The organism is Arthrobacter sp. 131MFCol6.1 (assembly GCF_000374925.1).
In the GTDB taxonomy this organism is placed as follows: Bacteria; Actinomycetota; Actinomycetes; order Actinomycetales; family Micrococcaceae; genus Arthrobacter.
This window is the reverse complement of the sequence record NZ_KB895542.1, coordinates 57,292-80,953: the sequence shown is the minus strand read 5'-3', so window position 1 is coordinate 80,953 and position 23,662 is coordinate 57,292. Positions and strand designations below refer to the sequence as shown.

The following is a 23,662-nucleotide window of genomic DNA, read 5'->3' as shown; positions in this document are numbered from 1 at the left end:
CCGCCGGCGGGGGCCGGATCAGGCCCTGCCCGCAGGCAGGAGTGCGGACGGCCGGCCCGTGCGGCCGGAAGCCCGGCCGCGGTGGGTAGGGTTGATTCATGACTCTTGAGCCCGGTTCCGCCGAAATTGTCCAGCTCGCATGGGCGCGCCGCTTGGGGTTCGACGACGGCGCCTTCGCGGCCGCCGCCGGCGTGCGGCTCACCCGGGCGGACGACGCAGCCCGGTCCCTGCAGTTCGTCCGCCTGTTCGGCAACTCCGCCCTGGTGGGCCCGCAATGGGCGCTGGACGCCGCCGACGGTCTCTCCGACGAGGAACTGGCCCAGCACGTGACGCTGCTGACCATCACCCGCGGGCACGGGGGCCACGGGCTCGGCGCCGCCGCACTCTTCTTCGCCGACGACCTCCCCCTCCAGCAGCCCTCCGGGGAACTGACGGTCTCGCACGGGAACCCGGAAGCGATCGAACTGGAGACGTTCTGCCCGCCCGACGACGTCAACGAGGTGGGCCTCGCCGACCTTGAACACCGCTTCACCGTCCTGCATCTGGAAGACGGGCGCCGGACACCGGTGGCCTGCGGGGCGTATGCCGAATGGGAAGGGCTCCTGGCCCACATGGGCGTGCTGGTTGCGCCCGAATGGCGGCGCCATGGCCTGGGCAAGCTGGCCGCCTCGATAGCCGCCCACGAGGCCCTCGCCGCCGGCCTGACGCTGCAGTGGCGTTCAGAAGTCAGCAACAAGGGGTCGCTGGCGCTGGCCCGGAGCCTGGGATTCTCCGCGGGCGGCATCCAGACCAGCGTGCTGCTGGGCTGATCCGGATGCCGCCAGGCTAGCCGCGTTCCGCGGCGGCCTTGTCCGCGTCTGCCGTGCCCGAGGCGGCCTTGTCCGCGTCTGCTGTGCCCGCGGCGGCCTTGTCCGCGTCTGCCGTGCCCGTGTCTGCTGTGCCCGTTCCCGCAGCCGCGGCAGAGCCGGGTTCGCCCCAACCTTGGACCGGCTTGGGCTTGGCGAAGAAGAGCGCCACGGCTGCGCCGAGCAGGATGACCGCCGCCGGCAGCAGGATGGATTGGCCCATCGCCGTCGAGAACCCCTCCTGGAGCTCCGCGGGCAGGGCACCGCCGAAGCCCATCGGGCTGGCCTCTCCGGCGGGCCGGGCCGGAAGTTCGGCCGCCAGCCGCGCCTGGATGAGGACGGCGATGGCGGCGCTGCCGAGCACGGCGCCAATCTGGCGGGTGGTGTTGTAGACGCCCGAGCCGGCTCCGGCCTGCCGCGGCGGCAGGTTCCGGGTGACGGTGGAGCTCAACGGCGCCCAAATGCCCGCGTTGGCGAAGCCCAGCACCGCACTCGGCAGCAGGAACAGCCAGATGGGGGTATCGGGGTGCATGAGCAGCGCGTTCCAGAACAGCGCCACGGACATCAGGACCAGGCCGGTCGCGGTGATGAATTTCGGATTGACTTTGTCGATGATCCGGCCGACGACGGGGGCGAGGCCGCCCGAGATCAGCGCCATCGGCACCATCATGAGTGCCGACTGTGTGGGGGTCAGGCCGCGGACGATCTGGTAGTAGAAGATCAGCGGCAGGCTGAACGCGGTGACGGTGAAGCCCACCGTGGTGATCGCAATGTTTGCGAGCGAGAAGTTCCGGTCCTTGAAAAGGGACAGGGGCAGCAGCGGTTCACCCGTGTTGAACCGCTGCCACAGGACAAAGACCACCAGCACGGCGATGCCGCTGATGATCAGGCCCCAGACGGTGATGGGGCCGGCGATGGTGCCCCAGTCGTACGTTTCGCCCTCCTGGATGCCGAAGACCAGGAGGAACAGGCCGAGGGCGCTGAGCAGCACACCGGGAATATCGAACTTGTGCGGGTGGGTGGTCAGCGAAGGGACGAAACGCTGGGCGAGGATGAAGCCGACAATCCCGACGGGAACGTTGATGAAGAAGATCCATTCCCAGCCGAGGCCGTCCACCAGCACGCCGCCGAGGATCGGGCCAACCAGCGTGGCGACGCCCGCCGTGGCACCCCAGATGCCCATGGCCGCGCCGCGGCGGTCCGGGGGGAAGATCCGGGTAATGACGGCCATGGTCTGCGGCGTCATCATGGCGGCGCCGAGGCCCTGGACCACACGGGCCGCGATGAGGATCTCGACGCTGCCGGAGAGGCCGCACCACAGCGATGCCATGGTGAAGACGACGAGCCCGGAGAGGTAGAGCTTCTTTGGTCCGAAACGGTCCCCCAGGCGACCTGTGATGAGCAGCGGCACGGCATAGGCGAGCAGGTAGGCGCTGGTCACCCAGATCACCGAGTTGATGTCAGTGTTGAGGCCCTCCATGATGCTGGGGTTGGCCACCGAGACGATGGTGGTGTCGATCAGGATCATGAAGAAGCCGATCACCAGGGACCAGAGTGCCGGCCATGGCCGGGCTACGTTTTCCATGCGGTTCCTTAGGGGCTGGTGTGAAACGGTGGATGGGCTGTGTGTGAGGGCGGCCGGGTCCCGGCCGTGGTCCTGCGCGGGGGTCACCACGGCAGTTCGCCGGAGCGGAGCTGGTCCTGAAGGCTGCGGATCCAGGCGATTTCGGCGCGCAGCGTGCTCTGCTGGAACTGGACGTCGATCCAGTACTTGCGCTCCACGCCCTTCTTCGCGAGCAGTTCCTCGCCGGAGACCAGGAAATCGAGTTGCTCCTGCAACGCCTGAAGGCGCCGGTCGAGGAGTTCGACGACGACGCCGGCGGGGAGGTTGTAGGCCTCGGAGATGGCCAGCGGGAAGGCCGGGTATTCGTTGACCGGGGCGGCGAGCATGTCCTGCAGCCACTTCGTGAACGCTTCGCGGCCGGCAGCCGAGATGGTGTACGTGGTGCGCTCCGGACGGTTGCCTCCCCGGTCCGTTCCCGTCGCTGCGACCAGCCCCTGTTCTTCGAGCCGCCCGACGGCGTGATAGAGCGTTCCCGGCCGGACCTTGACCAGCCGGTCCTCGTGCCGTGCGATCAGGAGCTGGTACATCTCGTAGGGATGCATCGGTTCTTCCACGAGCAGGGAAAGTGCGGCGACACCCAGGGGTGTCAAGGCGGTTGCCCGGGCCATGGTGCAGTCCTTTTCGGTCTAAGAGTGTCCTCTTCGGACTAAACGGCGGTTACTCCACTGAAGATTATTCCACGTGGAGTATTTGGCGGCAATCCTTCCGGCCCCGGGCGGGCCGGGCAACGGTTCCGGCCAGGGTTTGGTCAGCCGAGGAGGGCCAGGATGTCCGTCCGGGCGAACATCTGCGCGGCGGCCCGCGCGGTGGGGGTACCGGCGTCAGGGTCGGCCCCGGCCTCCAGCAGTTCCCGGGCCACGTCTGTGTAGCCCTTGAAGACAGCACCGGCCAGCGGGGTCTGGCCGCGGTCGTTCGGCGTGTTGGCGTCGCCGCCGTGGTCCAGGATCAGCCGGACAGTGCCGGCGTGGCCGTGGTAGGCCGCCAGCATCACCAGCGAGTCGCCGGAGGAAGTGGTCAGCGTGGCCGGGGCGCCGGCGGCCAGGTAGCTGCCCAGCAGCGCGGAGTTGCCCTCGCGGGCAGCGTCGAAGAGCGCGTGGGCCAGCGCGAGTGTCTCGTCGTCGGGCGCGGCGCCTCCGCCGCTCATCGGGTGCCCCGCAGGAAGCCGGTCTGGCGTCCCACCACCTGGCCGGCGTCGGGAGCCACAATGACTTCCTGGGCCGCGGAGTAGGGCTCGTCCCCGTCCACGACGGTCAGGACCTCGTCCGGGGCGACGGAGCGTTTGATCACGGCCAGGGCCACGGGGCCCATCTCGTAGTGCTGCGCCACGGAGGTCACGGCGCCCACCTTGCGCTCGCCCGCACGCACCTCGCTGCCGGCCGCGGGCAGGGTGTGCTGGGAACCGTCGAGCTGGAGGAACACGAGACGGCGCGGCGGGTGGCCCAGGTTGTGGACGCGCGCGATCGTCTCCTGGCCCTTGTAGCAGCCCTTGGCCAGGTGCACGGCAGTGCGCAGGAGATCGAGCTCATGCGGGATGGTCTTGTCGTCCGTTTCCGCGCCCCACCGGGGCCGCCACGCCGCAATCCGCAGCGCCTCGGACGCCATGGTGCCGGCGAGGGCACGGTCGCCCACGGTCGCGACCAGCTCGTCCGCGGGGACCAGGTACTCAAACCACGGCCGTTCCAGTCCTGGATGGGCGCCCTCGCCCACCACCGCGTAGGAGTAGCCGCCGGCACCGACGTGCGGCCACGGGTCTTCCCAGACCTGCAGCGCAGCCCATTCCGGGATGCGGTGGGTGGAGCCGAGTACGGCCCAGTCCGCGGAGACGTCCGCGATCTCGACCCGGAGCATGAACTTCATCTCGTTCAGCCATTCGGCGAGCGGGGCCGCCTCGGCCGCCTCGACAATCAGCCAGGTGGTCGCGCCGTCGTCCACCACCCGGGCGTCGAATTCGATCCGGCCCTGCACGCTCAGCAACAGCAGTTCGGTGGACTGGCCCGGGGCCAGGGAGGTGAGCTGCTGGGAGGACAGGGTGTTGAGCCAGCTCAGGCGGTCCGGGCCGCTGACCGTCACCACGCCGCGGTGTGAGAGATCGACGACGGCGGTGCCGGCGGCCAGCGCCCGCTGCTCCCGGAGCGGCTCGCCGTAGTGGGCGGCGACGCCGGAGTCGGCGCCGCCGGCCTCAACCGCGGCCGGGCGCGACAACAGGGGGCTTTTGATAGTCATATTGAAAGGAACGTCCTTAGCTCTGTGCGTATTCCGGCCCCACTGCGGGGCAGGCCGGCCCTAGCGGTATTCCGGATTTTCGAAGTCGAAGCGGGTGCCGGCTTTCCAGGCGTCGGGCAGGTTTCCGTAGGCGGGAATGCCGCCCGCGTCCTTGAGCATCCGCGCCAGGTGCAGCATGTTCCAGGTCATGAAGGTGGTGTTGCGGTTGGTGAAATCGCTCTCCGGCCCCCCGGACCCCTCGTCAAGGTAGCTCGGTCCTGGCCCGACGGGGCCGATCCAGCCGGCGTCGGCCTGCGGCGGGATGGTGAAGCCGATGTGCTGGAGGCTGTACAGGACGTTCATGGCGCAATGCTTGATGCCGTCCTCATTGCCGGTGATGAGGCAGCCGCCCACCTTCGGATAGTAGGCCCACTGGCCCTTCGCGTTCAGCTGCCCGGAGTGGGCGTAGAGGCGCTCGATGAGCTTCTTGGTCTGCGAGGAGTTGTCCCCCAGCCAGATGGGCCCGGCGACGACGACGATGTCCGCTTCCTGGACGGCCGGGTAGAGTTCCGGCCATTCATCAGTGGCCCAGCCGTGTTCGCGCATGTCCGGGTAGACGCCGCTGGCGATGTCGTGGTCCACCGTGCGGATCACGCGGGTGGTGACGCCCTGCTTCTCCATGATCCGGCGGCTGACCTCGATCAGGCCCTGGGTGTTGGACACGTCCGGGGACCTCTTGAGCGTGCCGTTGAAGAACACGGCTTTGAGGTCGGCGTAGCTGGCGTTACTGGGGGCTGTGCTGGCGGCTGTTGTGGTGACTGCGTCGTTCACGGCATTTCTCCTGGGTCGATGCTGACAACGGAAAAATCAGTGAGACCGGGTAATTAGCCTACTTTGGCGAGGATGGCCGATGCGTGGGCCTCCAGGCCGCCGCCCGACGTCGAATTCTTGCCGGTGGCCACGTCCCAGCGCCACAGCAGGTTCCCTTCCACGAGCCCGAAGATCCGGGTGGCCGCCGTGTACTCCTTGGAGTGGCTGCCGCGCATCACCATGTCGGTGCTGAGCTGGATCTGGGGCCCCTTGATCTGGCCGTAGTACAGCTCCGAGATTCCGCCGGGGTGGGCGATGGAGACCGAGATGTCGAAACCGCCGTCGCTGTTGCGCAGGGCCTCCACCTCGTCGGCGCTCTTGAGCACGGGGACGATGTCCGCCGGGATCAGGCCGGGGCCGCCGTCCTCGTCACGCTGCTTACGTTCCAGCGCCCAGAAGCCGGTCTCGACGGTGAGGGGACGCAGCTTGGTGCCCTCGTCGTCGGTCAGCCAGCTCTCGGCCCGGTACTGCAGGTACGGCAGGCCGTTGTGCGTGAACGAGACGTGTTGCAGGAAGTGCTCGGAGTCCTCGTCCCCGGCCCCCAGCCGGCCGCTGCCCTCCCACTCACCAATGAGCCAGGACAGCGGAACGATTTCGGGGGTCAGATCAGTAGGGATTTCAATCGGCACAGCATCTACCTCTGGAAGCTACGGGGTCTGGAACGTGTTACTTCTGGCCTTTGAAGAGGCGGTACACGACAAAGCCGGCAAACCACGCCATGGACAGGCTGGCCACGCCAAGCAGGACAAGGAAAAAGATCTCATATGCAAGTACGGACATGATGCCATCCTAACGCTTAGTAGATGAGTAGTTTGTCTATGAAGTAGGCCAGGGAACCGACCGCAGACACCGGCCCGAGCCCCATGCCCACGGCCGCCAAAATATTCAGGCCCTCGCCGTTGAGGATGACGAGGCGGCGGAAACTCACCAGCACCGCCCCCACGACGACGCCGACGAGCGCGGCCGGCAGCACGGCGATGTCGGAGAACACCAGGCCGGCGAGCGGCCCGGCAAGGCCGGCGCTCACGATGCCCAGCGGCGCCACGATCCGGTCCGGCCAGCGGATCAGCCCCGCCAGCAGGGCGATCGCAGCGCTGATGGCTGCCACGAGGATCATTTCGCGGACCCCATTGAAGCGCGAACTCGCAATCCAGCCGGCGCCGAGGCAGGAGAGCAGGACACCCGCGCACGAGCCCAGGGTGGATTCGAGGCGCTGGGCCTGGCCGGTGCCCCGGATCAGCTGCATGACGAAGATTGCTATGACCCCGACGGCCATGAACGACGGCGTCCAGTCCAGGAAGCCGGGAGCCGGGAGATACGTCGCAGCCACCGCCGACCCCACACCGGGCAGGCCAATCAGGACCGCGAGGGTCTTCTTGGCGGGGATGCCGAGAAAGTAGGGCCAGCCGATACCGATGCCTGCGGCGGCGAGCGCCGCGACTGCCAGGAGGACCTCCGGCGAGGAATAGGCGCCGGCGACAATAGCCGCGAGACCTGCCAGGCCGATGATCCCGACGCTCCACGGCTTCACTGTCTGCTCGCCATCGGCAGACCCACCATGGCCAGACCTTCGCTCACTGCGGACCCCAATTCGACTCGGCTCAATTTCGACGGGCCGCGGGCCCTGACGGTTCAATCCTGCCCTATGTGACCGGTATGTGTCGCAAAAGGAGGGGCTGGAGGTGACGGGACCATGGCCGGAATGGGGCCTTTAGGTATACTCAGCATCAGCAACAAGACGCTCAATGATGCGCGGACACCCCTTGGAGGAACAATGTCGCACATCCTGCTATTGACGAACAGCACGGGAACATCCGTGGACGTCCTGCCTGCTCTGGAACTGCTGAACCACCGGGTGCACATCCTTCCGGCCGAGCCCACTGCCCTGCTCGAGACCGACCCTTGCGACATCGTCCTGCTGGATGCCCGCAAGGACCTGGTCGGCGCACGTTCCCTCACCCAGCTGCTCAAGGCCACCGGCCTCAGCGCCCCTTTGATGCTGATTCTCACCGAGGGCGGCATGGCCGCGGTCTCCTCGGCGTGGGCCGTGGACGACATCCTCCTGGAATCGGCGGGCCCGGCAGAAGTCGAAGCCAGGATCCGGCTCGGGATCGCGCGCGCCGTCCCGGAGAAAGAGGACGTGCCGACCGAAATCCGGGCCGCCGGCGTCGTGATTGACGAGGCCAGCTACACCGCACGGGTCAACGGCGCCGCGCTCAACCTGACCTTCAAGGAATTTGAACTGCTGAAATACCTGGCCCAGCACCCCGGCCGGGTATTCACCCGCCAGCAGCTGCTGACCGAAGTCTGGGGCTACGACTACTACGGCGGCACCCGCACCGTGGATGTCCACGTCCGGCGGCTGCGGGCCAAACTGGGCGCCGACCACGAGAACCTGATCAGCACCGTCCGCAACGTCGGCTACCGCCTGACCCTGGTCCGCCAGCCCGAGGACGAACTCACCGAGGCCTGAGCGCACTGCAGCCGCCAGGACCCGGCAGCGCCGGTAAGCAGGCGCCGGTGCCCAAAGCACTGAACGCAGAAAGCCCCGGACTCTGGAATCCAGAGTCCGGGGCTTTCTTGGTGCACCGATCCCTCGGCACGGAACTTCTCAGTATTTATCAGTACTTCTCAGTACTTCTGAGTGGAGGACATACGGGTCGAACGTATCGAGGCCACCCCAGTGGTGGATCCCCCTCGCATCTGGCTCAACGCCGGACGAGAAACGACTATACGCGGCCGTCCGGAGTTCATCAAAATCGGCCGCCGACCGCCATGCACCCGATAGCCTTGCACCATGAGCCCTGCGCACCCGGAAAACTGGCCCGTACATACTGTCAAAGGAACCGTGGACGGCGCGCTGCTGCGGGACGTCGCTGCCCTTGTCGCCGCGGCGGAAGAGTCCGACGGCAATCCGCCACTGTCCGAACAGACCCTTGTCACGCTGCGCGCCGCCGATGCGGGCGAGCACTCGGTGCTTGCCCTGGCCCTCTACGCCCCGGACGACAAGTCGGATCCCGCGACGGCGCAGGACCTCGCCGGCGTCGCCGTCGTCATCGAGGAGCCCGACGGCACCGGGGTCTTGGAGGTCGCCGTCCACCCCAGCTATCGCAACCAGGGCGTGGGCGACCGCCTGGTGGGCGAACTGAAAAGCGTCCGCGGCTTCGCCGGCCTGAAAGCCTGGTCCCATGGAAACCACCAGGCCGCGGCCGACCTCGCAGCCCGCTACGGCTACGGCGCCGTCCGTGAGCTGTGGAAAATGCGGCTGATGACAGCAGCGGCGGCCCTGCCGGAGGTCCACCTCCCGGAGGGCGTACAGCTCCGCGCCTTCGTGCCCGGCCGGGACGAGGACGCCTGGCTGGCCGCCAACAAGGCCGCCTTCGCCCACCACCCGGAGCAGGGCAACATGACGCGGGCCGATCTGGACGCCCGGATGGCCGAACCGTGGTTTGATCCCGCAGGCTTCCTGCTGGCCGTCGGCCCGGCGGACCGGCTCCTGGGATTCCATTGGACCAAGGTGCACCCCCGGCACGGCGATCACCCCGCCATGGGCGAGGTCTATGTGGTGGGCGTGACCCCCGATGCCCAGGGGTCCGGGCTGGGCAAGGCCCTCACGGTCGCCGGCATCCGGCATCTGCAGGGCCTGGGGCTCCGCGCCGTCATGCTCTACGTCGACGCCGACAACACACCCGCCGTCGCACTCTACCGCCGGCTCGGATTCACCCGCTGGGATGTCGATGTGATGTACGCGCCGCTGCCGCAGCCGCAAACACCGGCCGCCACTCCCGCGCCGGACGGCGTTAGTCAAGTCGGCGGATGACCGCCCCGGCCGGGCCGAAATCTGGGGTCATCCGGCCGTGATTGCTTGTAAGGTTGAAGCTACATCGCGCCAGCATTGAGGAGACACCATGCCACGGGATACCGCCCGGACATCCACGTCTGAACCAGCAACGCCGGAAAAGGGGGCGCGTCCGGTACGTGCCCGCTTTGGCTCCTCCGAAGTGCCGGCCTCACGCGCCACGCAGGACCGGATCGACATTCCGGAGTTCGCGCCGAACCTGGAGCCGGAAGGCGACATCAGCCCCGACCGGTTCCTGGACCGGGAACTGAGCTGGCTTGCCTTCAACGCCCGGGTCCTGGAATTGGCCGAGGACCCCAACCTGTACCTGCTGGAGCGGGTCAGCTTCCTGTCCATCTTCGCCTCCAACCTGGACGAGTTCTTCATGGTCCGGGTGGCCGGACTGAAGCGGCGGATCGCGACGGGGCTTGCCGTCCCCTCCCCTGCCGGGCTGAGCCCGATGCAGGTCCTGGAGCAGATCGGCGAGGAGGCCCACCGGCTGCAGCAGCGCCACGCCCGGGTCTACGCCGAACAGATCCGCCCGGCGCTGGCCTATGAGCACATCCACCTGATGCACTGGGAGGAACTCGACTCGCAGGCCAAGGACCAGCTCAGCGCCATGTTCGCGGAAAAGGTTTTCCCGATCCTGACCCCGCTGGCCGTGGACCCGGCGCACCCGTTCCCCTACATCTCCGGGCTGTCCCTGAACCTGGCCGTGGTGGTCCGCAACCCGGTCAGCGACAAGGAGCTCTTCGCCCGCGTCAAGGTCCCTGACCAGCTCCCGCGCCTGATCTCCATCGACGGCGCCCGCGCCGGCTCCGTTCCCGGCCGGGTGGCACGGTTCATCGCGCTCGAAGAAGTGATCGCCGTGCACCTGGACCAGCTGTTCGCCGGCATGGAGGTCCTGGAACACCACATCTTCCGCGTGACCCGCAACGAGGACGTCGAGGTTGAAGAGGACGACGCCGAAAACCTGCTGCAGGCGTTGGAGAAGGAACTCCTGCGCCGCCGGTTCGGCCCGCCCGTCCGGCTTGAGGTCACCAATGACATCAACCCGAACATCCGTGCCCTGCTGATCCGCGAGCTCGGCGTCGAGGAATCCGAGGTGTACTCCGTCCCGGCGCCGCTGGACCTGCGCGGGCTCTCGGTGATTGCCGGGATCGACCGGGCGGACCTGCACTACCCCAAGCACGTCCCGCACACCTCGCGCTACCTCAACGAATCGGAAACGTCCAAGGCGGCCAACGTCTTTGCCGCCATGCGGCGCCGGGACATCCTCCTGCACCACCCGTACGACTCCTTCTCCACGTCCGTCCAGGCGTTCCTGGAACAGGCGGCTGCGGACCCCAAAGTCCAGGCCATCAAGCAGACCCTGTACCGCACCTCCGGTGACTCCCCGATTGTCGATGCTCTGATCGACGCCGCCGAGGCCGGCAAGCAGGTCCTGGCGCTCGTGGAGATCAAGGCGCGCTTTGACGAGCAGGCGAATATCTCCTGGGCCCGGAAACTAGAACAGGCCGGCGTCCATGTGGTGTACGGCATCGTGGGGCTCAAGACCCACTGCAAGCTCTCCCTCGTGGTCCGCCAGGAAGTGGACGGCCTGCGCCGCTACTGCCACATCGGCACCGGCAACTACCACCCGCGCACGGCCCGCTACTACGAGGACCTGGGCCTACTGACGGCGAACGAACAGGTCGGCGAGGACCTGTCCAAGCTGTTCAACCAGCTCTCCGGCTACGCGCCGAAGTCCACGTTCAAGAGGCTGCTCGTTGCGCCGCGCTCGGTCCGTTCCGGGCTGATCGACAGGATCGAAACCGAGATCAGGAACGCCCGGGCCGGCATCCCCGCCCGTGTCCAGATCAAGGTCAATTCGATGGTGGACGAGGCCATCATCGATTCCCTGTACCGCGCGTCCCAGGCCGGGGTGCAGGTGGACGTCATTGTCCGCGGCATCTGCTCCCTGCGGCCCGGCGTTCCCGGGCTGAGCGAGAACATCACGGTCCGCTCCGTGCTGGGCCGCTTCCTGGAGCACTCCCGCGTCTTCGCCTTCGCAAATGGCGGCGACCCGGTGGTCTACATCGGCTCGGCCGACATGATGCACCGCAACCTAGACCGCCGGGTGGAGGCCCTCGTGCAGCTGACGAGCGGCGACGACACGAGTTATGTCCTGGACTTGCTCAACCGCTACATGGTGCCCGAAACCGCCAGCTGGCATTTGGACAAGCAGGGCGAATGGACCCGCCACCACCTGGCGGAAGACGGCCAGGACCTCAAGGACGTGCAGTCCTGGCTGCTCGCTTCCCGCTCGCGCCAGCGCTCGACCAGCCTGCGGTAGGGATCGTGAGTGTGAGCAGCGATGCACTGGTTGCGGACCAGGCTGACCAACCCGGCGAAGAGATTTCCGTCACGGCGGCGGGCGCCATCCCGTGGCGCCTCAATTCGGTAAACAATGACCAGCTCGAGGTCCTGCTGATCCACCGTCCGCGCTATGACGACTGGTCCTGGCCGAAGGGCAAAATCGACCCCGGCGAGACCATCCCGGAGTGCGCCGTGCGCGAGGTGGAGGAGGAGATCGGGCTCTCCGCTCCGCTGGGGATCCCGCTTCCGCCCATCCACTACCACGTGGCGGCCGGGCTGAAGGTGGTCCACTATTGGGCGGTCGACGTCGACGGCGCCGTCTTGATACCGGACGGCACCGAAGTCGACAGCGTCATGTGGTGCCCGCCCGAGAAGGCCGCCCGTCTGCTGAGCAACCCGGGTGACATCGAACCGTTGCAGCACCTGGTGAACGCCCACGACCGCGGGGAGCTGGAGACCTGGCCGCTGCTGATCGTGCGCCACGCCAAGGCCAAGCCCCGTTCCTCCTGGACCAAGGCCGAGGGCGACCGCCCGCTGGCCGCCACCGGCATGCGGCAGGCGCAGGCGGTGGGGCGGCTCCTGCAGGCGTGGAAGCCCGCGCGGATCGTTTCAAGCCCGTGGCTGCGGTGCGTGGCCACCATCGCTCCCTACGCCAAGGCGGCCGACGCCAAGGTCAAGCTCAACGAGGCCCTTACCGAGCACCGGCACGGCCGCAGCCCGCACAAGACGGCAGCCGTCGTCGAGGGGCTGTTCGACAAGCAGCGGGCCGTGGCTCTGTGTACGCACCGCCCGGCCCTGCCGACCGTCCTGAAGCAGCTGGCAAAACACATGAGCTCCCGGCTGCGGGATCTGCTGCCGTCCTCGGACCCGTTCCTGGCGCCGGGCGAGATTGTGGTCTGCCACGTCGCGCGCGGGAGCAAGAAAAAAGTGGTTGCCGTGGAGCGGTTCAAGCCGTTCGACGACTGATGGTTCTTGACCCCGGGGGCCCCAAGCCTAGTTTGTATCAATAGCTTGGTACATTACTGCTGAATCTTGGGGGATTCCATGCCGGTCCTGTGGAACGTGCCGCCGCTACTGCTGCTCGGCCCGCAATCGCCGCCCTGCTGGTCTACGCCGTTCTGCGGTGGGTGATAGCCCGTGCTGCCGGGCTCGACGACGCGGCACTGCTGGCGGTCCTCCGGGCGAGGCAGGGACGGTCACACAAATAAGGAGAGCCGGCGAGTTCTCAGTAGACTGGGACGGTGAGCATCCCTACGCCCTATGAAGACCTCCTGCGCGACGTCCTCGAGCACGGCACGCACAAATCGGACCGCACCGGCACCGGCACCCTCAGCGTTTTTGGCCGCCAGCTCCGCTTTGACCTGAGCAAGAGCTTCCCGCTCATCACCACCAAGCGGGTGCACTTCAAGTCCGTGGCCGTGGAGCTGCTCTGGTTCCTCCGCGGCGACACGAACGTCAAATGGATGCAGGACCAGGGCGTCACCATCTGGGACGAATGGGCCGACGCCGACGGCGAACTCGGTCCCGTCTACGGGGTCCAGTGGCGTTCCTGGCCCACGCCCGACGGCGGCCACATCGACCAGATCGCCGAACTCATCGAGAACCTGAAGTCCAACCCGGACTCGCGCCGGCACATCGTCTCGGCCTGGAACGTCTCCGAACTCAAGGACATGGCCCTGCCCCCGTGCCACGCGTTCTTCCAGTTCTACGTGGCCGACGGCAAGCTCTCCTGCCAGCTGTACCAGCGGTCGGCGGATACGTTCCTGGGCGTCCCGTTCAACATCGCGTCCTACGCCCTGCTGACACGCATGATCGCGCAGCAGACCGGCCTGGAACCGGGAGAATTCGTCTGGACGGGCGGGGATGTGCACATTTATGACAACCACATGGACCAGGTCCTCAAGCAGCTCGCCCGCGAGCCCTACGACTACCCCCAGCTGAACATCACCCGCAAGCCGGACTCCATCTTCGACTACACCCTCGAGGACTTCGAGGTGGTCGGCTACCGGCACCACCCGACGATTAAGGCCCCGATAGCCGTATGAGCAACGAAAACACCCCGCACCTGCAGCCCGGCGATTTCACCGAGCAACTCCGCGCGTCCACCACCGGCCTAGGGCTGGTCTGGGCCCAGACCAGCACCGGGGTGATCGGCAAGGCCGGCGCCATGCCGTGGCACCTGCCCGAGGACCTGTCGCACTTCAGCCGCCTCACCACCGGCCACCCGGTCATCATGGGACGCAAGACCTGGGAGTCATTCCCGGACAAGTACCGCCCGCTGCCCGGCCGGACGAACATCGTCATCACCCGCCAGGCCACCTGGCGGGACACCCCGGGCGCGGAGGGCGCCGTCGCGGTCGCCTCGCTCGATGACGCCCTGCTTGAATCCCAGTTCGTGGACGGCCACGAGACCGTGTGGATCATTGGCGGCGGCGAAATCTTTGCCCAGGCCCTGGACCTTGCCGACGTCGCCGTCGTCACCACCATCGACACCACCGCCGAAGGGGACACCTTCGCTCCCGACCTCGGCTACGACTGGACCGCCTCCGCCAGCCTCCCGGCCAACGGCTGGCTGACCTCCGCCAACGGCACCCGCTACCGGATCACGCTGTGGCGCCGGACGGAGGCCAAGTAATGCTCCGCAAACCCGAGACACTCTTTGTCCTGGGGTACATGCTCCTGCCCCTGCTCGCCCTGCTCTCGGCGATCGTGGGGCTGACCATGATCCTGGGCGGCAACAAGATCCTCGGGGCGATCGTGCTGGTGGTGGTGACCCAGGTCTTCACATTCGGGGCGGTCTTCGCGCTGCGCCGGCGCAAGGCGGCGCTGCTGGAAGAGCCGCGCGGCGACTAGAACGCGTGACGTAACCGACTGCGCCCGGGCGCCGGTGAAGTCTAAACTGGGCCCATGACTACAGCAGCTACCCCGTCCGTCGGCCTGGTCGGTTGGCGTGGCATGGTCGGTTCCGTCCTGATGCAGCGCATGCAGGACGAGGGCGACTTCGCCAACATCAACCCGGTCTTCTTCTCCACCTCGAACGCGGGCGGTGCCGCACCGGCCATAGCCGGCGCCGCTGCGGGCACAGCCGGCAAGCTCGAGGACGCGTTCGACCTCGAGACGCTGGCGAAGCTGCCCATTATTGTCACCGCCCAGGGCGGGGACTACACCAAGCAGGTCCACGGCGAGCTCCGCAGCCGCGGCTGGGACGGCCTCTGGATCGACGCCGCCTCCACGCTGCGCATGAATGAGGACTCCATCATCGTGCTGGACCCCATCAACCGGGACGTCATCGACGCCGGCCTCTCCGGCGGGGTGAAGGACTACATCGGCGGCAACTGCACCGTGTCCTGCATGCTGATGGGTCTGGGCGGGCTGTTCAAGAACGACCTCGTCGAATGGGGCACGTCCATGACGTACCAGGCGGCATCCGGCGGCGGGGCGCGCCACATGCGTGAACTGCTGAACCAGTTCGGCAGCCTCAACGCCGAGGTGAGCACCGAACTGGACGACCCGGCGTCGGCGATCCTGGAGATCGACCGGAAGGTCCTGGCGCACCAGCGCACCGGCATCGACGCCACACAGTTCGGCGTCCCGCTCGCCGGTTCGCTGATCCCCTGGATCGACGCGGACCTCGGCAACGGCCAGTCCAAGGAGGAATGGAAGGCCGGGGTGGAGACGAACAAGATCCTGGGCACCTCCGCCGGGAACCGCGTGATCATGGACGGCCTGTGCGTCCGGATCGGTGCGATGCGCTCGCACTCCCAGGCCCTGACACTGAAGCTGCGCGAGGACCTCTCGGTCGCCGAGATCGAGAAGCTCGTGGACGCCGACAACCAGTGGGCCCGCGTGGTGCCGAACACCAAGGAAGCCTCGATGGCCGAGCTCACGCCCGTGGCGGCATCGGGCACCCTGGACATTCCGGTGGGCCGGATCCGCAAGCTCGAGATGGGCCCGCAGTACATCAGCGCGTTCACGGTGGGCGACCAGCTGCTGTGGGGCGCCGCGGAACCGCTGCGGCGCATGCTCCGCATCGCCACCGGAAACCTCTAGGGACCGTCCGGGACACGCCTTCAGGCGGACGCTCAGACACGCCTTCAGGCACCGGTTCAGTCGCCTGTTCAGGCACCCAGGAATCTGCGGTATTTCGCGGCCTGCAGCCCAAAAGATTTTTGGGCGGCAGGCCGCAGCCCGTTAACGGCGTCGAAGGGTTCGGGCACGACGCCGGCTCCCCGGCCGCCCGGCGGCCCGACCCAGGTGCCGATCACGCCGCCGCCGGCCGCGATGGTCTTCTTGAACACGCCGTTGCCGCCAGGGACGATCTTGTCGGCGTGCTCCGGCGGCAGCACGAGGGACCGGTCCGCGTAGCCGAGCAGGAATTCGTCGAACCCCGGCAGCGCCAGAACCGTGCGCTGACCGGGGACGCCGTCGTCGAGCAGCGCGGCTGTCTCTGGAGAGAGCCAGTAGCTGGTCCCCTCAAACTCCAGCTCCGCCAACTGGTCCGACACCCGCGCCAGGGCAGCCCGGGTTTCCGTCAGCGGAATGCCGGCCCACCAGGCAAAATCACGTTCCGTAGCGGGGCCGTGACTGCGAAAGTAGCGCAGCAGCCACTCGGCGATGCCGTCCTGGCGGTCCAGGATCCGCGACTCGGTGATCCAGTCGCCGAACGCCACGACCAGTTGCTGGTTGCCTGACAGCGGCCCCTGCACCAGCAAACCCCGCTGGCACAGGACCCCGAGCAGATGGATGCCGCGCTGGCCCGCGGTGGACTGGCCGGCCCGTTCGAAGGCCTCGAACAGCTCCGCCCGGCTGGCCGCCCCCGCGGAGACCAGCCGCAACGCGGACCCCGCCGCGGCATCCACGTCCGTGTCAGTGATCTCGAGCTCCCGGTGGCGCCGGGCCAGGCCCTGGATCAGCCGTTCCGAGGTGATGGCCAGCATCCATTTCAAGTCCTCGGGCGCCAGCACGTGCAAGGTGCCGCGCATCGGCCACGAACGGACGATCTCCGCCCGGTCCAGCGCGCCGCGGACGTCCGCGGTGCGGGAACCCGGCACACGCTGGCCGACGGCCCAGAGAACGGCCTGCAGGTCCTGGGCCTGCATCGCTGTCATGCCGCGGACGGCTTGCGGGACGGACTGGAACCCTGGTCCCAGCAGTCCCTGGGCGGCCAGCCGCAACCTGCCGATAATCCCGGGGGTAAGCCGGCGGATGCCCGTCACTGCTGCCATGGAACCATGGTATGTCGCATGCGCTGGCTGTCGGGTTGTTGCCCGGCTGCTCCCAGCCGCCATCCAGCAGGCTTCCCTACCCTTGAATCATGACTATGAGTGAGGTGTGGCCGCTGCTTCGGCCCCTGTGCCGGAAGCTGGCCCTGCTGGGCTGGGCCTCCAGCGCCGCCGGCATGGCTGCCGGGCTCGCCGTCGCCATCGCCAGCGGTACCCGGCTTTCGCCCATGATGAGCACCCTGCAGTTGGTGGCCACGTTGTCCATGGCTTTGTCCGTGGCCAGCTTCGTCACGGCTGCGGCGTTGCAGCCGCGGGCACGGTCTCAGGCGCGGTCTCGGGCACGGTCTCAGGCACGGTCTCAGGCACGGGTGCAGGCGGCCGTGAAGCACGGAAGGATCGCCCCGCAGAGCCGGGAGCTCCAGCTCGACTACGGCAGCGAATTTCCGGCCACCGTACAGGCCTTCCTGCTCGGCTCCCTGGCATTCCTCGCCGGCGCCGTGGCATTTGCGTGCGCCGGACTGGTGCTGCAAAGCGGGCCTAGCGTCCAGTCCGTGGCGTTCTGCCAAGTCTTCCTGCTCGGGGCCGCAGCCTCCGGTTTTACCTTCATGCTTTTTAGCAAGGTGGCCCCCCGCCACACGGAACCGTAGCCGGAGCGCTGAGGCGCCCCGCCGGCGGTGGCCCGGCCTGCGGCCGTTTTCTTGTGGCCGGTCTTTCCCTAGAGTTCTTGGGGCGGGTCTTTCCCTAGAGATCGACGCCGATCAGCAGCGGCTCCGGGTGCAGTTCAATGCCGAAACGTTCGACGACGCCGTGGCGGACCTCCCGCGCGACGGCCAGCATGTCCGCCGCGCTCGCCCCTCCCCGGTTGGTGATGGCGAGGGTGTGCTTGGTGGACAGCGAGGCCCGGCCGCCCGAGACGCTGTCCGGGTCCAGGCCGAAGCCCTTGGCGAACCCGGCCTGGTCGATCAGCCAGGCCGCCGAGAGCTTGGTCAGCCCGTCCGCACCGGCGGGGTACCGCGGGGCCTCCTGCGGCAGCCGTGCCGCGACGTCCTCGGCCACGATCGGGTTCGTGAAAAAGGAGCCCGTGGAGTACGTGTCACGGTCGTTCGCGTCCCAGACCATGCCCTTGGACGCCCGGAGCCGCAGCACTTCGCGGCGGACGTCGGTGGAGTAGGCCCGCCGGCCCTGCTCGACGCCGAGCACCCGGGCGAGTTCGGCGTAGCGGACCGGGGCGCTCATCCGGCCGAGCGGGAGTTGGAATTCCACGGTGAGCACCACGTAGCGCGGTGAGCCGTTGACGGTGGTCTGCTTCAGGATGGAGTCCCGGTAGCCGAACTTGAGTTCGGAATTCGTGAAAGTCTTCACCGCGTTGCGTTCCCGGTCCCAGGTGCGCACCGCGGCGATCGTCTGGGAGACGTCGGCCCCGTAGGCGCCGACGTTCTGCACGGGGGTGGCGCCCGTGGCGCCGGGGATCCCGGAGAGCGCCTCGACGCCGGACCAGGCATGCTTCACGGCGTGTTCAACGAAGGCGTCCCAGTTGTGGCCGGCCTGGACCACCACTGCCACGCCGCCGCAAGAGTCCTCGGCGTCCACGGTGAAACCCTCCGAGGCGATCTTCAGCACCGTGCCGGGGAACCCGTCGTCGGACACCAGCAGGTTGGAGCCGCCGCCGATGATCAGCAGGGACTCGCCTGCGGCGTCCGCCGTGCGCACGGCGTCGATAATCCCGGCCTCGCTGCGGGCCTCGATGTAGCTGCCGGCAGGGCCGCCGACGGCGGAGGTGGTCAGGGCGGAGAGTTGGATCTGGGTCACCTGACCAGCCTAGCCGGGATCATCCGCTCGCCTAAGCCGGTGCCGGCCGCACTTGGCTAGCTCTACTGTCCCGGCACGGGCGCGGGCGCGGGGAGTTTGCGGGCCACTGGGGAGAGCATGAAGCTGACGATCAGCATCACCATGACCGCCAGCAGCGAGTGGAGGATCCCGACGTGCTCGGCCAGTAGCCCCAGCAGCGGCGGCCCGCACAGGAACGCTCCGTAGCCGATCGTGGACACCACGGACACCCGTGCGGCGGCCTTGACGGGATCGTCGGCTGCGGCGGACATGCCGACCGGGAAGCCAAGTGAGGCGCCGAGTCCCCAGATGGCCAAGGCCACGTAGGCCAGCCACGGTACCGGGGCGAAGACGAACAGGCCGAGGCCCAGAACCGCCAGTGCGGCGCACCAGCGCATCACCGGGACCCGGCCGAAGCGGTCCAGGACCAGGGTGCCGGCGAACCGGCCGATGGTCATGAAGGTGACGAACAGCCCGTACCCGGCGGCTCCGGCGGCGTCGGTCTGGCCGTGGCCGTCGGCCAGCGCCAGCGCCACCCAGTCCCCCGCCGCTCCTTCGGCCAGGGCCAGCCCGAGGACCAGCACGCCCAGCAGCAGTGTGCGCCGGTCACGCCAGGCCTGGGCGATGAGGCGTTTGTTGTCCAGCGGCGGCTCCGGGACCGCGTCAGTCTGCCGGACGATCGGGATGGGCCCGGTGGAGGGGTCCTCGAAGGTATCTGTCCCGGATGCCTTGAAGGGCTGCTCCCCCTCGACCGGCGTGATGTCCGCCCGGAACCAGGCCGCCGCGGTGGTCACCGAGCCGGCCACCAGCAGGCCCGCCGCGGCCAGGTGCAGGAAGACGGGGATCCCGGCGGCGGCAGCCCAGGCGCCCAGCCCGGCGCCCGCCACTGTGCCCAGGCTGAAGGAACCGTGCAGCCGGGGCATGATGTGCCGCCGGACGGCGCGTTCCACCGCGGCACCTTCGACATTGGACGCGGTATTCCAGCTGGCGGTGCCCAGCCCGATGATGGCCAGTCCCGCGGCCACCGCCACCGGGCTGGCGAGCACGGAGGTGCCGAAGCCTGCCAGCGCCAGCCCGAACCCGACCATGATGCTGCCAATCCGGATGGTGCGCTTGGAGCCAAGGCGAAGGACAATCAGGCCCGAGGCGGACACGGACACGAAAGATCCCGCCGTCATGCAGAGCAGGAGCAGCCCGATCGTGCCGGGCGTCAGGTCCAGGCCGTCGCGGATGGCCGGCAGCCGGGACACCCACGTGGAAAAGGCGATACCGCTCGCGGCGTAGGCGACCACCACGGCGTTCCGCCAGTGCGTGATCTCGGCGGGCGGGACGAAGACTTCCTTGGTCACTGCAGCCAGATTCACAGAAACGGCATCGGCTAGGCCAGCCTGACGACGGCCTGGGCCTTGACGAGGACCTTCTGGGCGGCCGAGACGACCGTGAGGTCGACGCGGGCGGTGCCGGCGTCGGCGTCGAGCGCCCCGATGGCCCCGCTGACCTCGATCACGGCACCGGCCTCCGGCGTTCCCGTCGTGTCAGCGACGGGCACCGGCTTGGTGAAACGGGTCTGGAAGTCGACGACGGCGGCGGGATCCCCGGCCCAGTCGGTCACGAGCTGGACGGCCGCGCCCATGGTGAACATGCCGTGGGCGATCACGCCCGGCAGGCCGACGCCGGTGGCGAAGGCCTCGTTCCAGTGGATCGGGTTGAAGTCACCGGATGCGCCGGCGTACTTGACGAGGTCGGTGCGGGTGACGGTAATGCTGCGGCTGCCGATGTCCTGGCCGACCGTGAGTTCCGCGAACTTGGGAGCAAAAGATGCTGTGCTCATGGCTACTGTCCCTCTCCGCGGACCAGGATGGACGAGGTGGCGGTGGCGACCGGCTCCCGGACGCCGGCGGCGTCGGTGGCATCGCCGGGGGCAAGGGCGAAGATTTCCGAGCGGGTGGTGATCATGGCTCCGCCGCCCATGGCGCGGACGCCGTCGACGTGCAGTTCGGCGACCAGCCGGTCGCCCGCGACGATCGGGCGGTGGTGGGTGAACCGCTGGTCGGCGTGGACCACGCGGGAGAAGTCGATCCCGGACTCCGGATCCTCGATCAGCTGCGCGTCGGCGCGCTGCGCGACGATGATGGCGAAGGTCGGCGGCGCGACGAGGTCGCTGTGACCCAGCCCCTCGGCGGCGGCAACATCGAAGTGGGCGGGGTGGGTGGCCTTGACCGCGCGCGCGAACTCGCGGATCTTCTCGCGGCCGACGTCATACACCTCTGCGGCAGGGTAGCTGCGCCCCTGCAGGTCCGGATTGATTGTCATGGTTCCAGCCTATCGCCACGCCCGGGGCCGTCCGGCTTCGTGACGGGGTGCGTGCCGGGGCCCGGGCGGTACTGCCGGGCGCTCCGGCGGGTCTTGACGCGGGCGATATGATGAAAACATCAATCCATCAATCCGTTCGGCCGCGCTGTCCCGCCGGGCCGCGCCGCGGACGGATGCGAGAAAGTGTCCTCCTGCCATGATCTCCGCCGCGCAGACCCCCCTGTACGAAATCAAGGCCAACCTGTTCAAGGCCCTGGCCCACCCGGCCCGAATCCGGATCCTCGAGCTCCTGGCGGCGGCACCGGACACGTCAGCGCCGGTCAGTTACCTGCTCGCCGAGACGGGGCTGGAGCCCTCGCACCTGTCCCAGCATCTGGGGACGCTGCGCCGGAACGGTGTGGTGACGTCGGTCCGGACGGCGAATGTGGTGACCTACCGGCTGGCTCATCCCAAGATCAAGGAGCTGCTCGCGATCGCCCGGGTCTTCCTGCTAGACACGCTGGCCGGTTCCAGCGAACAGCTCCGGATAGCGCAGGAGCTGCCGGCAGGCCACCTCGACCGTGCGGGCGGCGTCGACAGTGCCGCCCCCCTCGACAACACAGCACCGTGAGCGCGGCGCAGGCAGCAGACCCGTCCACGACATCCCGCACGGCACGGGGACGCCTCGCCCGGTTTCTGCCGTCCCGCCGCGACTACGAGCTCTTGCGGTCTGCCTGGAAGACGGACCTGTTCGCCGGCATCACGGTGGGCATTGTGGCGCTCCCCCTGGCGCTGGCCTTCGGGGTGAGTTCCGGCGTCGGGGCGGAGGCCGGACTGATCACCGCGGTGGTGGCAGGACTTGTCGCCGCCGTCATGGGCGGATCCAATGTCCAGGTCTCCGGCCCGACCGGCGCCATGGTGGTAGTCCTGGCCCCGGTGGTCGCCGCCCACGGCGTCGGCAGCATAGCCCTGGTCTCTGTACTGGCCGGGCTGCTCGTCATGATCCTGGGAGCCAGCGGGCTGGGCCGGGCCGTCGCGTTCATCCCGTGGCCGGTCGTGGAGGGTTTCACGCTCGGCATCGCCGCCATCATTTTCCTCCAGCAGGTTCCGCTGGCCACGGGCACCGAGGGAACGCCGGGTCACAACACCCTCCTGGCCGCGGTCGAGAGCGCGTCACAGGCTACGATGCCCACTGTGCTGCAGACGCTCGCGGTGGTGGCGGGTGTCGCGGCCGTGATGTACCTGCTGCCCAAGCTCAACAGGTCCCTGCCCGCGAGCCTGATTGCGGTGTTGCTCACCACCGCGGTGTCGGAGATGCTGGCGCTGGACATACCTCGGATCGGCGCGCTTCCGCACTCCCTGCCGGCGCCGTCGATGCCCTCGGTCGATCCGGCCGCGCTGGGCGGACTGCTGATGCCTGCCGTGTCCATCGCGACGCTTGCGGCCATCGAATCCCTGCTCTCGGCCCGGGTGGCCGCCGGCATGGTCGGCCCCGACGGCCGTCCGTCCGGCGCGTACAGCCCGGACCGGGAGCTCACCGGGCAGGGGCTGGCCTCGATCGCTGCCGGATTCTTCGGCGGCATGCCCGCCACCGGCGCGATCGCCCGGACCGCCGTGAACGTCCGTTCCGGGGCCAAGACCCGGCTCTCCGCGGTGGTGCACGCCCTGGTCCTGCTGGCCATCATCTACCTGGCGGCGGGGCTCGTCGGCAGGATCCCGCTGGCGGCGCTGGCCGGCATCCTCATGGTCACGGCCACCCGCATGGTCTCGCGGCACACCGTGACGGCGATCCTGCGCTCCACCCGGGCCGACGCCGCAGTGTTCGTCATCACAGCCCTCATCACCGTCGCCTTCGATCTCATCGTGGCCATCCAGATCGGACTCGCCGCGGCAGCCGTGTTCACGCTGCGGACGTTCGCTTCCCTGAGCGGGGTCCGGCGCGAGGACATCCCGGGGCCGCCGGTTCCGGGCGACGAGCACATCGCAATCTTCCGGCTGGATGGTGCCATGTTCTTCGGCGCCGCGGAGCGGGTCCTGCAGGAGATCAGCCAGGTCAGGGACATCCAGGTGGCCATCATCCGGCTGTCCCAACTGCGGATGCTGGACGCCACCGGCGCCCACATGCTCGTCGAAGTAGTCTCCGCGCTGGAGCTGCGCGGGGTCACGGTCCTGCTCAAGGGGGTCCAGCCGCAGCACCTGGAGCTCGTGACCAATGTGGGGGTCATCCGCTCACTGCGGCATCACAAGCACCTGTTCACATCCCTCCCGGACTCCGTCGAACATGCCCGGAGCCACGTGGTGCGGAACGCGGCCGCTAGCGCTTGAGGTTCTTCCGGATCGCCTGGCCTCGGACCACAAGCCCGGCAATGTGCAGGATCAGGCCCAGCCCGATCACTGCCAGTGAGGCGAGGGCCAGCGCCTGGTTGCCGGTGCTGTTGCCCACCACGCTGAGGATGATGCCGACGCCGATCAGGCCCATGGCGCCGAAGACGAGCACCTTGTAGGCGGTTGACGCGGTGGCCCAGAATTCATTCAGCACCGTGCCAGTCTACCGGGGCGGGCGGGCAACGCCGCGAGCCGCACA

At 68.3% G+C, this 23,662-nt stretch carries 25 protein-coding genes; 12 read left to right on the top strand and 13 right to left on the bottom strand.

What is annotated here, in order from left to right; genetic code table 11:
• Positions 1 to 98 precede the first annotated feature (98 nt).
• Positions 99 to 809: a GNAT family N-acetyltransferase gene (locus C566_RS0107075; protein WP_018773637.1), complete on the top strand. Its 711-nt coding sequence runs from the start codon at positions 99 to 101 to the stop codon at positions 807 to 809.
• Between the two features lie 16 nt (positions 810 to 825).
• On the opposite strand, the gene C566_RS0107070 is transcribed toward C566_RS0107075, so the two are convergent.
• From C566_RS0107070 to C566_RS0107035, 7 genes are all read right to left on the bottom strand, one after another.
• Positions 826 to 2,430, bottom strand: coding sequence for a DHA2 family efflux MFS transporter permease subunit (locus C566_RS0107070; RefSeq protein WP_018773636.1), 1,605 nt, complete (start codon positions 2,428 to 2,430; stop codon positions 826 to 828).
• A gap of 83 nt (positions 2,431 to 2,513) precedes the next feature.
• Positions 2,514 to 3,077: a PadR family transcriptional regulator gene (locus tag C566_RS0107065; RefSeq protein ID WP_018773635.1), complete on the bottom strand. Its 564-nt coding sequence runs from the start codon at positions 3,075 to 3,077 to the stop codon at positions 2,514 to 2,516.
• A gap of 140 nt (positions 3,078 to 3,217) precedes the next feature.
• Positions 3,218 to 3,613, bottom strand: a complete 396-nt coding sequence (locus tag C566_RS0107060) for an ankyrin repeat domain-containing protein (RefSeq protein WP_018773634.1) — start codon at positions 3,611 to 3,613, stop codon at positions 3,218 to 3,220.
• Complete coding sequence (ygfZ, locus tag C566_RS0107055; RefSeq protein ID WP_018773633.1) at positions 3,610 to 4,692, bottom strand: CAF17-like 4Fe-4S cluster assembly/insertion protein YgfZ; 1,083 nt, start codon at positions 4,690 to 4,692, stop codon at positions 3,610 to 3,612. The genes C566_RS0107060 and ygfZ overlap by 4 nt, the downstream gene beginning before the upstream one ends.
• A 60-nt stretch (positions 4,693 to 4,752) precedes the next feature.
• On the bottom strand, positions 4,753 to 5,502 hold the full coding sequence (locus tag C566_RS0107050; RefSeq protein ID WP_018773632.1) for a flavodoxin family protein: 750 nt from the start codon (positions 5,500 to 5,502) through the stop codon (positions 4,753 to 4,755).
• 53 nt (positions 5,503 to 5,555) lie between these two features.
• A complete protein-coding gene (locus C566_RS0107045) occupies positions 5,556 to 6,170 on the bottom strand; it encodes an FABP family protein (RefSeq protein ID WP_018773631.1) in 615 nt (204 codons plus the stop codon).
• Positions 6,171 to 6,337: 167 nt separating this feature from the next.
• Positions 6,338 to 7,072 carry a hypothetical protein gene (locus C566_RS0107035; protein WP_018773629.1) on the bottom strand — a complete coding sequence of 245 codons (735 nt, stop codon included), beginning with the start codon at positions 7,070 to 7,072 and terminating at the stop codon, positions 6,338 to 6,340.
• Between the two features lie 243 nt (positions 7,073 to 7,315).
• Between C566_RS0107035 and C566_RS0107030 the strand changes: the two genes are divergently transcribed.
• The 8 genes from C566_RS0107030 (at position 7,316) to asd (ending at position 15,787) form a co-directional block, all read left to right on the top strand.
• Positions 7,316 to 8,014, top strand: a complete 699-nt coding sequence (locus C566_RS0107030; protein ID WP_018773628.1) for a winged helix-turn-helix transcriptional regulator — start codon at positions 7,316 to 7,318, stop codon at positions 8,012 to 8,014.
• A gap of 324 nt (positions 8,015 to 8,338) precedes the next feature.
• Positions 8,339 to 9,361 (top strand): mycothiol synthase, encoded by a 1,023-nt coding sequence (gene mshD, locus C566_RS21020; protein WP_051082265.1) that lies wholly within the window; start codon positions 8,339 to 8,341, stop codon positions 9,359 to 9,361.
• An 88-nt stretch (positions 9,362 to 9,449) separates the two neighbouring features.
• Positions 9,450 to 11,714, top strand: a complete 2,265-nt coding sequence (locus tag C566_RS0107020) for an RNA degradosome polyphosphate kinase (protein WP_026266470.1) — start codon at positions 9,450 to 9,452, stop codon at positions 11,712 to 11,714.
• 11 nt (positions 11,715 to 11,725) lie between these two features.
• The gene (locus C566_RS0107015) at positions 11,726 to 12,703 is read left to right on the top strand and encodes an NUDIX hydrolase (protein ID WP_018773625.1); all 978 of its coding nucleotides are present in this window, start codon (positions 11,726 to 11,728) and stop codon (positions 12,701 to 12,703) included.
• Between the two features lie 275 nt (positions 12,704 to 12,978).
• Positions 12,979 to 13,782, top strand: a complete 804-nt coding sequence (locus C566_RS0107010) for a thymidylate synthase (protein ID WP_018773624.1) — start codon at positions 12,979 to 12,981, stop codon at positions 13,780 to 13,782.
• Positions 13,779 to 14,372 carry a dihydrofolate reductase gene (locus tag C566_RS0107005; protein ID WP_018773623.1) on the top strand — a complete coding sequence of 198 codons (594 nt, stop codon included), beginning with the start codon at positions 13,779 to 13,781 and terminating at the stop codon, positions 14,370 to 14,372. The genes C566_RS0107010 and C566_RS0107005 overlap by 4 nt, the downstream gene beginning before the upstream one ends.
• Positions 14,372 to 14,590 (top strand): NF038396 family protein, encoded by a 219-nt coding sequence (locus tag C566_RS0107000; protein ID WP_018773622.1) that lies wholly within the window; start codon positions 14,372 to 14,374, stop codon positions 14,588 to 14,590. Before C566_RS0107005 ends, C566_RS0107000 begins: the two co-directional genes overlap by 1 nt.
• Before the next feature lie 54 nt (positions 14,591 to 14,644).
• Positions 14,645 to 15,787 (top strand): aspartate-semialdehyde dehydrogenase, encoded by a 1,143-nt coding sequence (asd, locus tag C566_RS0106995; RefSeq protein WP_026266469.1) that lies wholly within the window; start codon positions 14,645 to 14,647, stop codon positions 15,785 to 15,787.
• Positions 15,788 to 15,855: 68 nt separating this feature from the next.
• On the opposite strand, the gene C566_RS0106990 is transcribed toward asd, so the two are convergent.
• Entirely contained in the window at positions 15,856 to 16,962 is a 1,107-nt protein-coding gene (locus C566_RS0106990; protein WP_026266468.1) for a winged helix DNA-binding domain-containing protein, read from the bottom strand.
• Between the two features lie 89 nt (positions 16,963 to 17,051).
• Between C566_RS0106990 and C566_RS0106985 the strand changes: the two genes are divergently transcribed.
• Positions 17,052 to 17,606 carry a hypothetical protein gene (locus C566_RS0106985; RefSeq protein ID WP_155846798.1) on the top strand — a complete coding sequence of 185 codons (555 nt, stop codon included), beginning with the start codon at positions 17,052 to 17,054 and terminating at the stop codon, positions 17,604 to 17,606.
• 94 nt (positions 17,607 to 17,700) lie between these two features.
• On the opposite strand, the gene C566_RS0106980 is transcribed toward C566_RS0106985, so the two are convergent.
• The 4 genes from C566_RS0106980 to C566_RS0106965 all read right to left on the bottom strand — a co-directional run bounded on the left by C566_RS0106980 (position 17,701) and on the right by C566_RS0106965 (position 21,099).
• Positions 17,701 to 18,768, bottom strand: a complete 1,068-nt coding sequence (locus C566_RS0106980; RefSeq protein WP_018773618.1) for a UDP-N-acetylmuramate dehydrogenase — start codon at positions 18,766 to 18,768, stop codon at positions 17,701 to 17,703.
• 62 nt (positions 18,769 to 18,830) lie between these two features.
• Complete coding sequence (locus C566_RS0106975; RefSeq protein ID WP_018773617.1) at positions 18,831 to 20,135, bottom strand: MFS transporter; 1,305 nt, start codon at positions 20,133 to 20,135, stop codon at positions 18,831 to 18,833.
• A gap of 29 nt (positions 20,136 to 20,164) precedes the next feature.
• Positions 20,165 to 20,617, bottom strand: coding sequence for a MaoC family dehydratase (locus tag C566_RS0106970; RefSeq protein WP_018773616.1), 453 nt, complete (start codon positions 20,615 to 20,617; stop codon positions 20,165 to 20,167).
• Between the two features lie 2 nt (positions 20,618 to 20,619).
• On the bottom strand, positions 20,620 to 21,099 hold the full coding sequence (locus C566_RS0106965) for an FAS1-like dehydratase domain-containing protein (protein WP_018773615.1): 480 nt from the start codon (positions 21,097 to 21,099) through the stop codon (positions 20,620 to 20,622).
• A gap of 196 nt (positions 21,100 to 21,295) precedes the next feature.
• On the opposite strand from C566_RS0106965, the gene C566_RS0106960 reads away from it, so the two are divergent.
• Together C566_RS0106960 and C566_RS0106955 are read left to right on the top strand one after the other, a co-directional pair.
• Positions 21,296 to 21,709, top strand: coding sequence for an ArsR/SmtB family transcription factor (locus C566_RS0106960; protein ID WP_018773614.1), 414 nt, complete (start codon positions 21,296 to 21,298; stop codon positions 21,707 to 21,709).
• The gene (locus C566_RS0106955; RefSeq protein WP_018773613.1) at positions 21,706 to 23,403 is read left to right on the top strand and encodes a SulP family inorganic anion transporter; all 1,698 of its coding nucleotides are present in this window, start codon (positions 21,706 to 21,708) and stop codon (positions 23,401 to 23,403) included. Before C566_RS0106960 ends, C566_RS0106955 begins: the two co-directional genes overlap by 4 nt.
• Here the strand turns inward: C566_RS0106955 and C566_RS0106950 are convergent.
• A complete protein-coding gene (locus C566_RS0106950; RefSeq protein ID WP_018773612.1) occupies positions 23,393 to 23,617 on the bottom strand; it encodes a DUF3188 domain-containing protein in 225 nt (74 codons plus the stop codon). The genes C566_RS0106955 and C566_RS0106950 overlap by 11 nt on opposite strands.
• Positions 23,618 to 23,662: the final 45 nt, after the last annotated feature.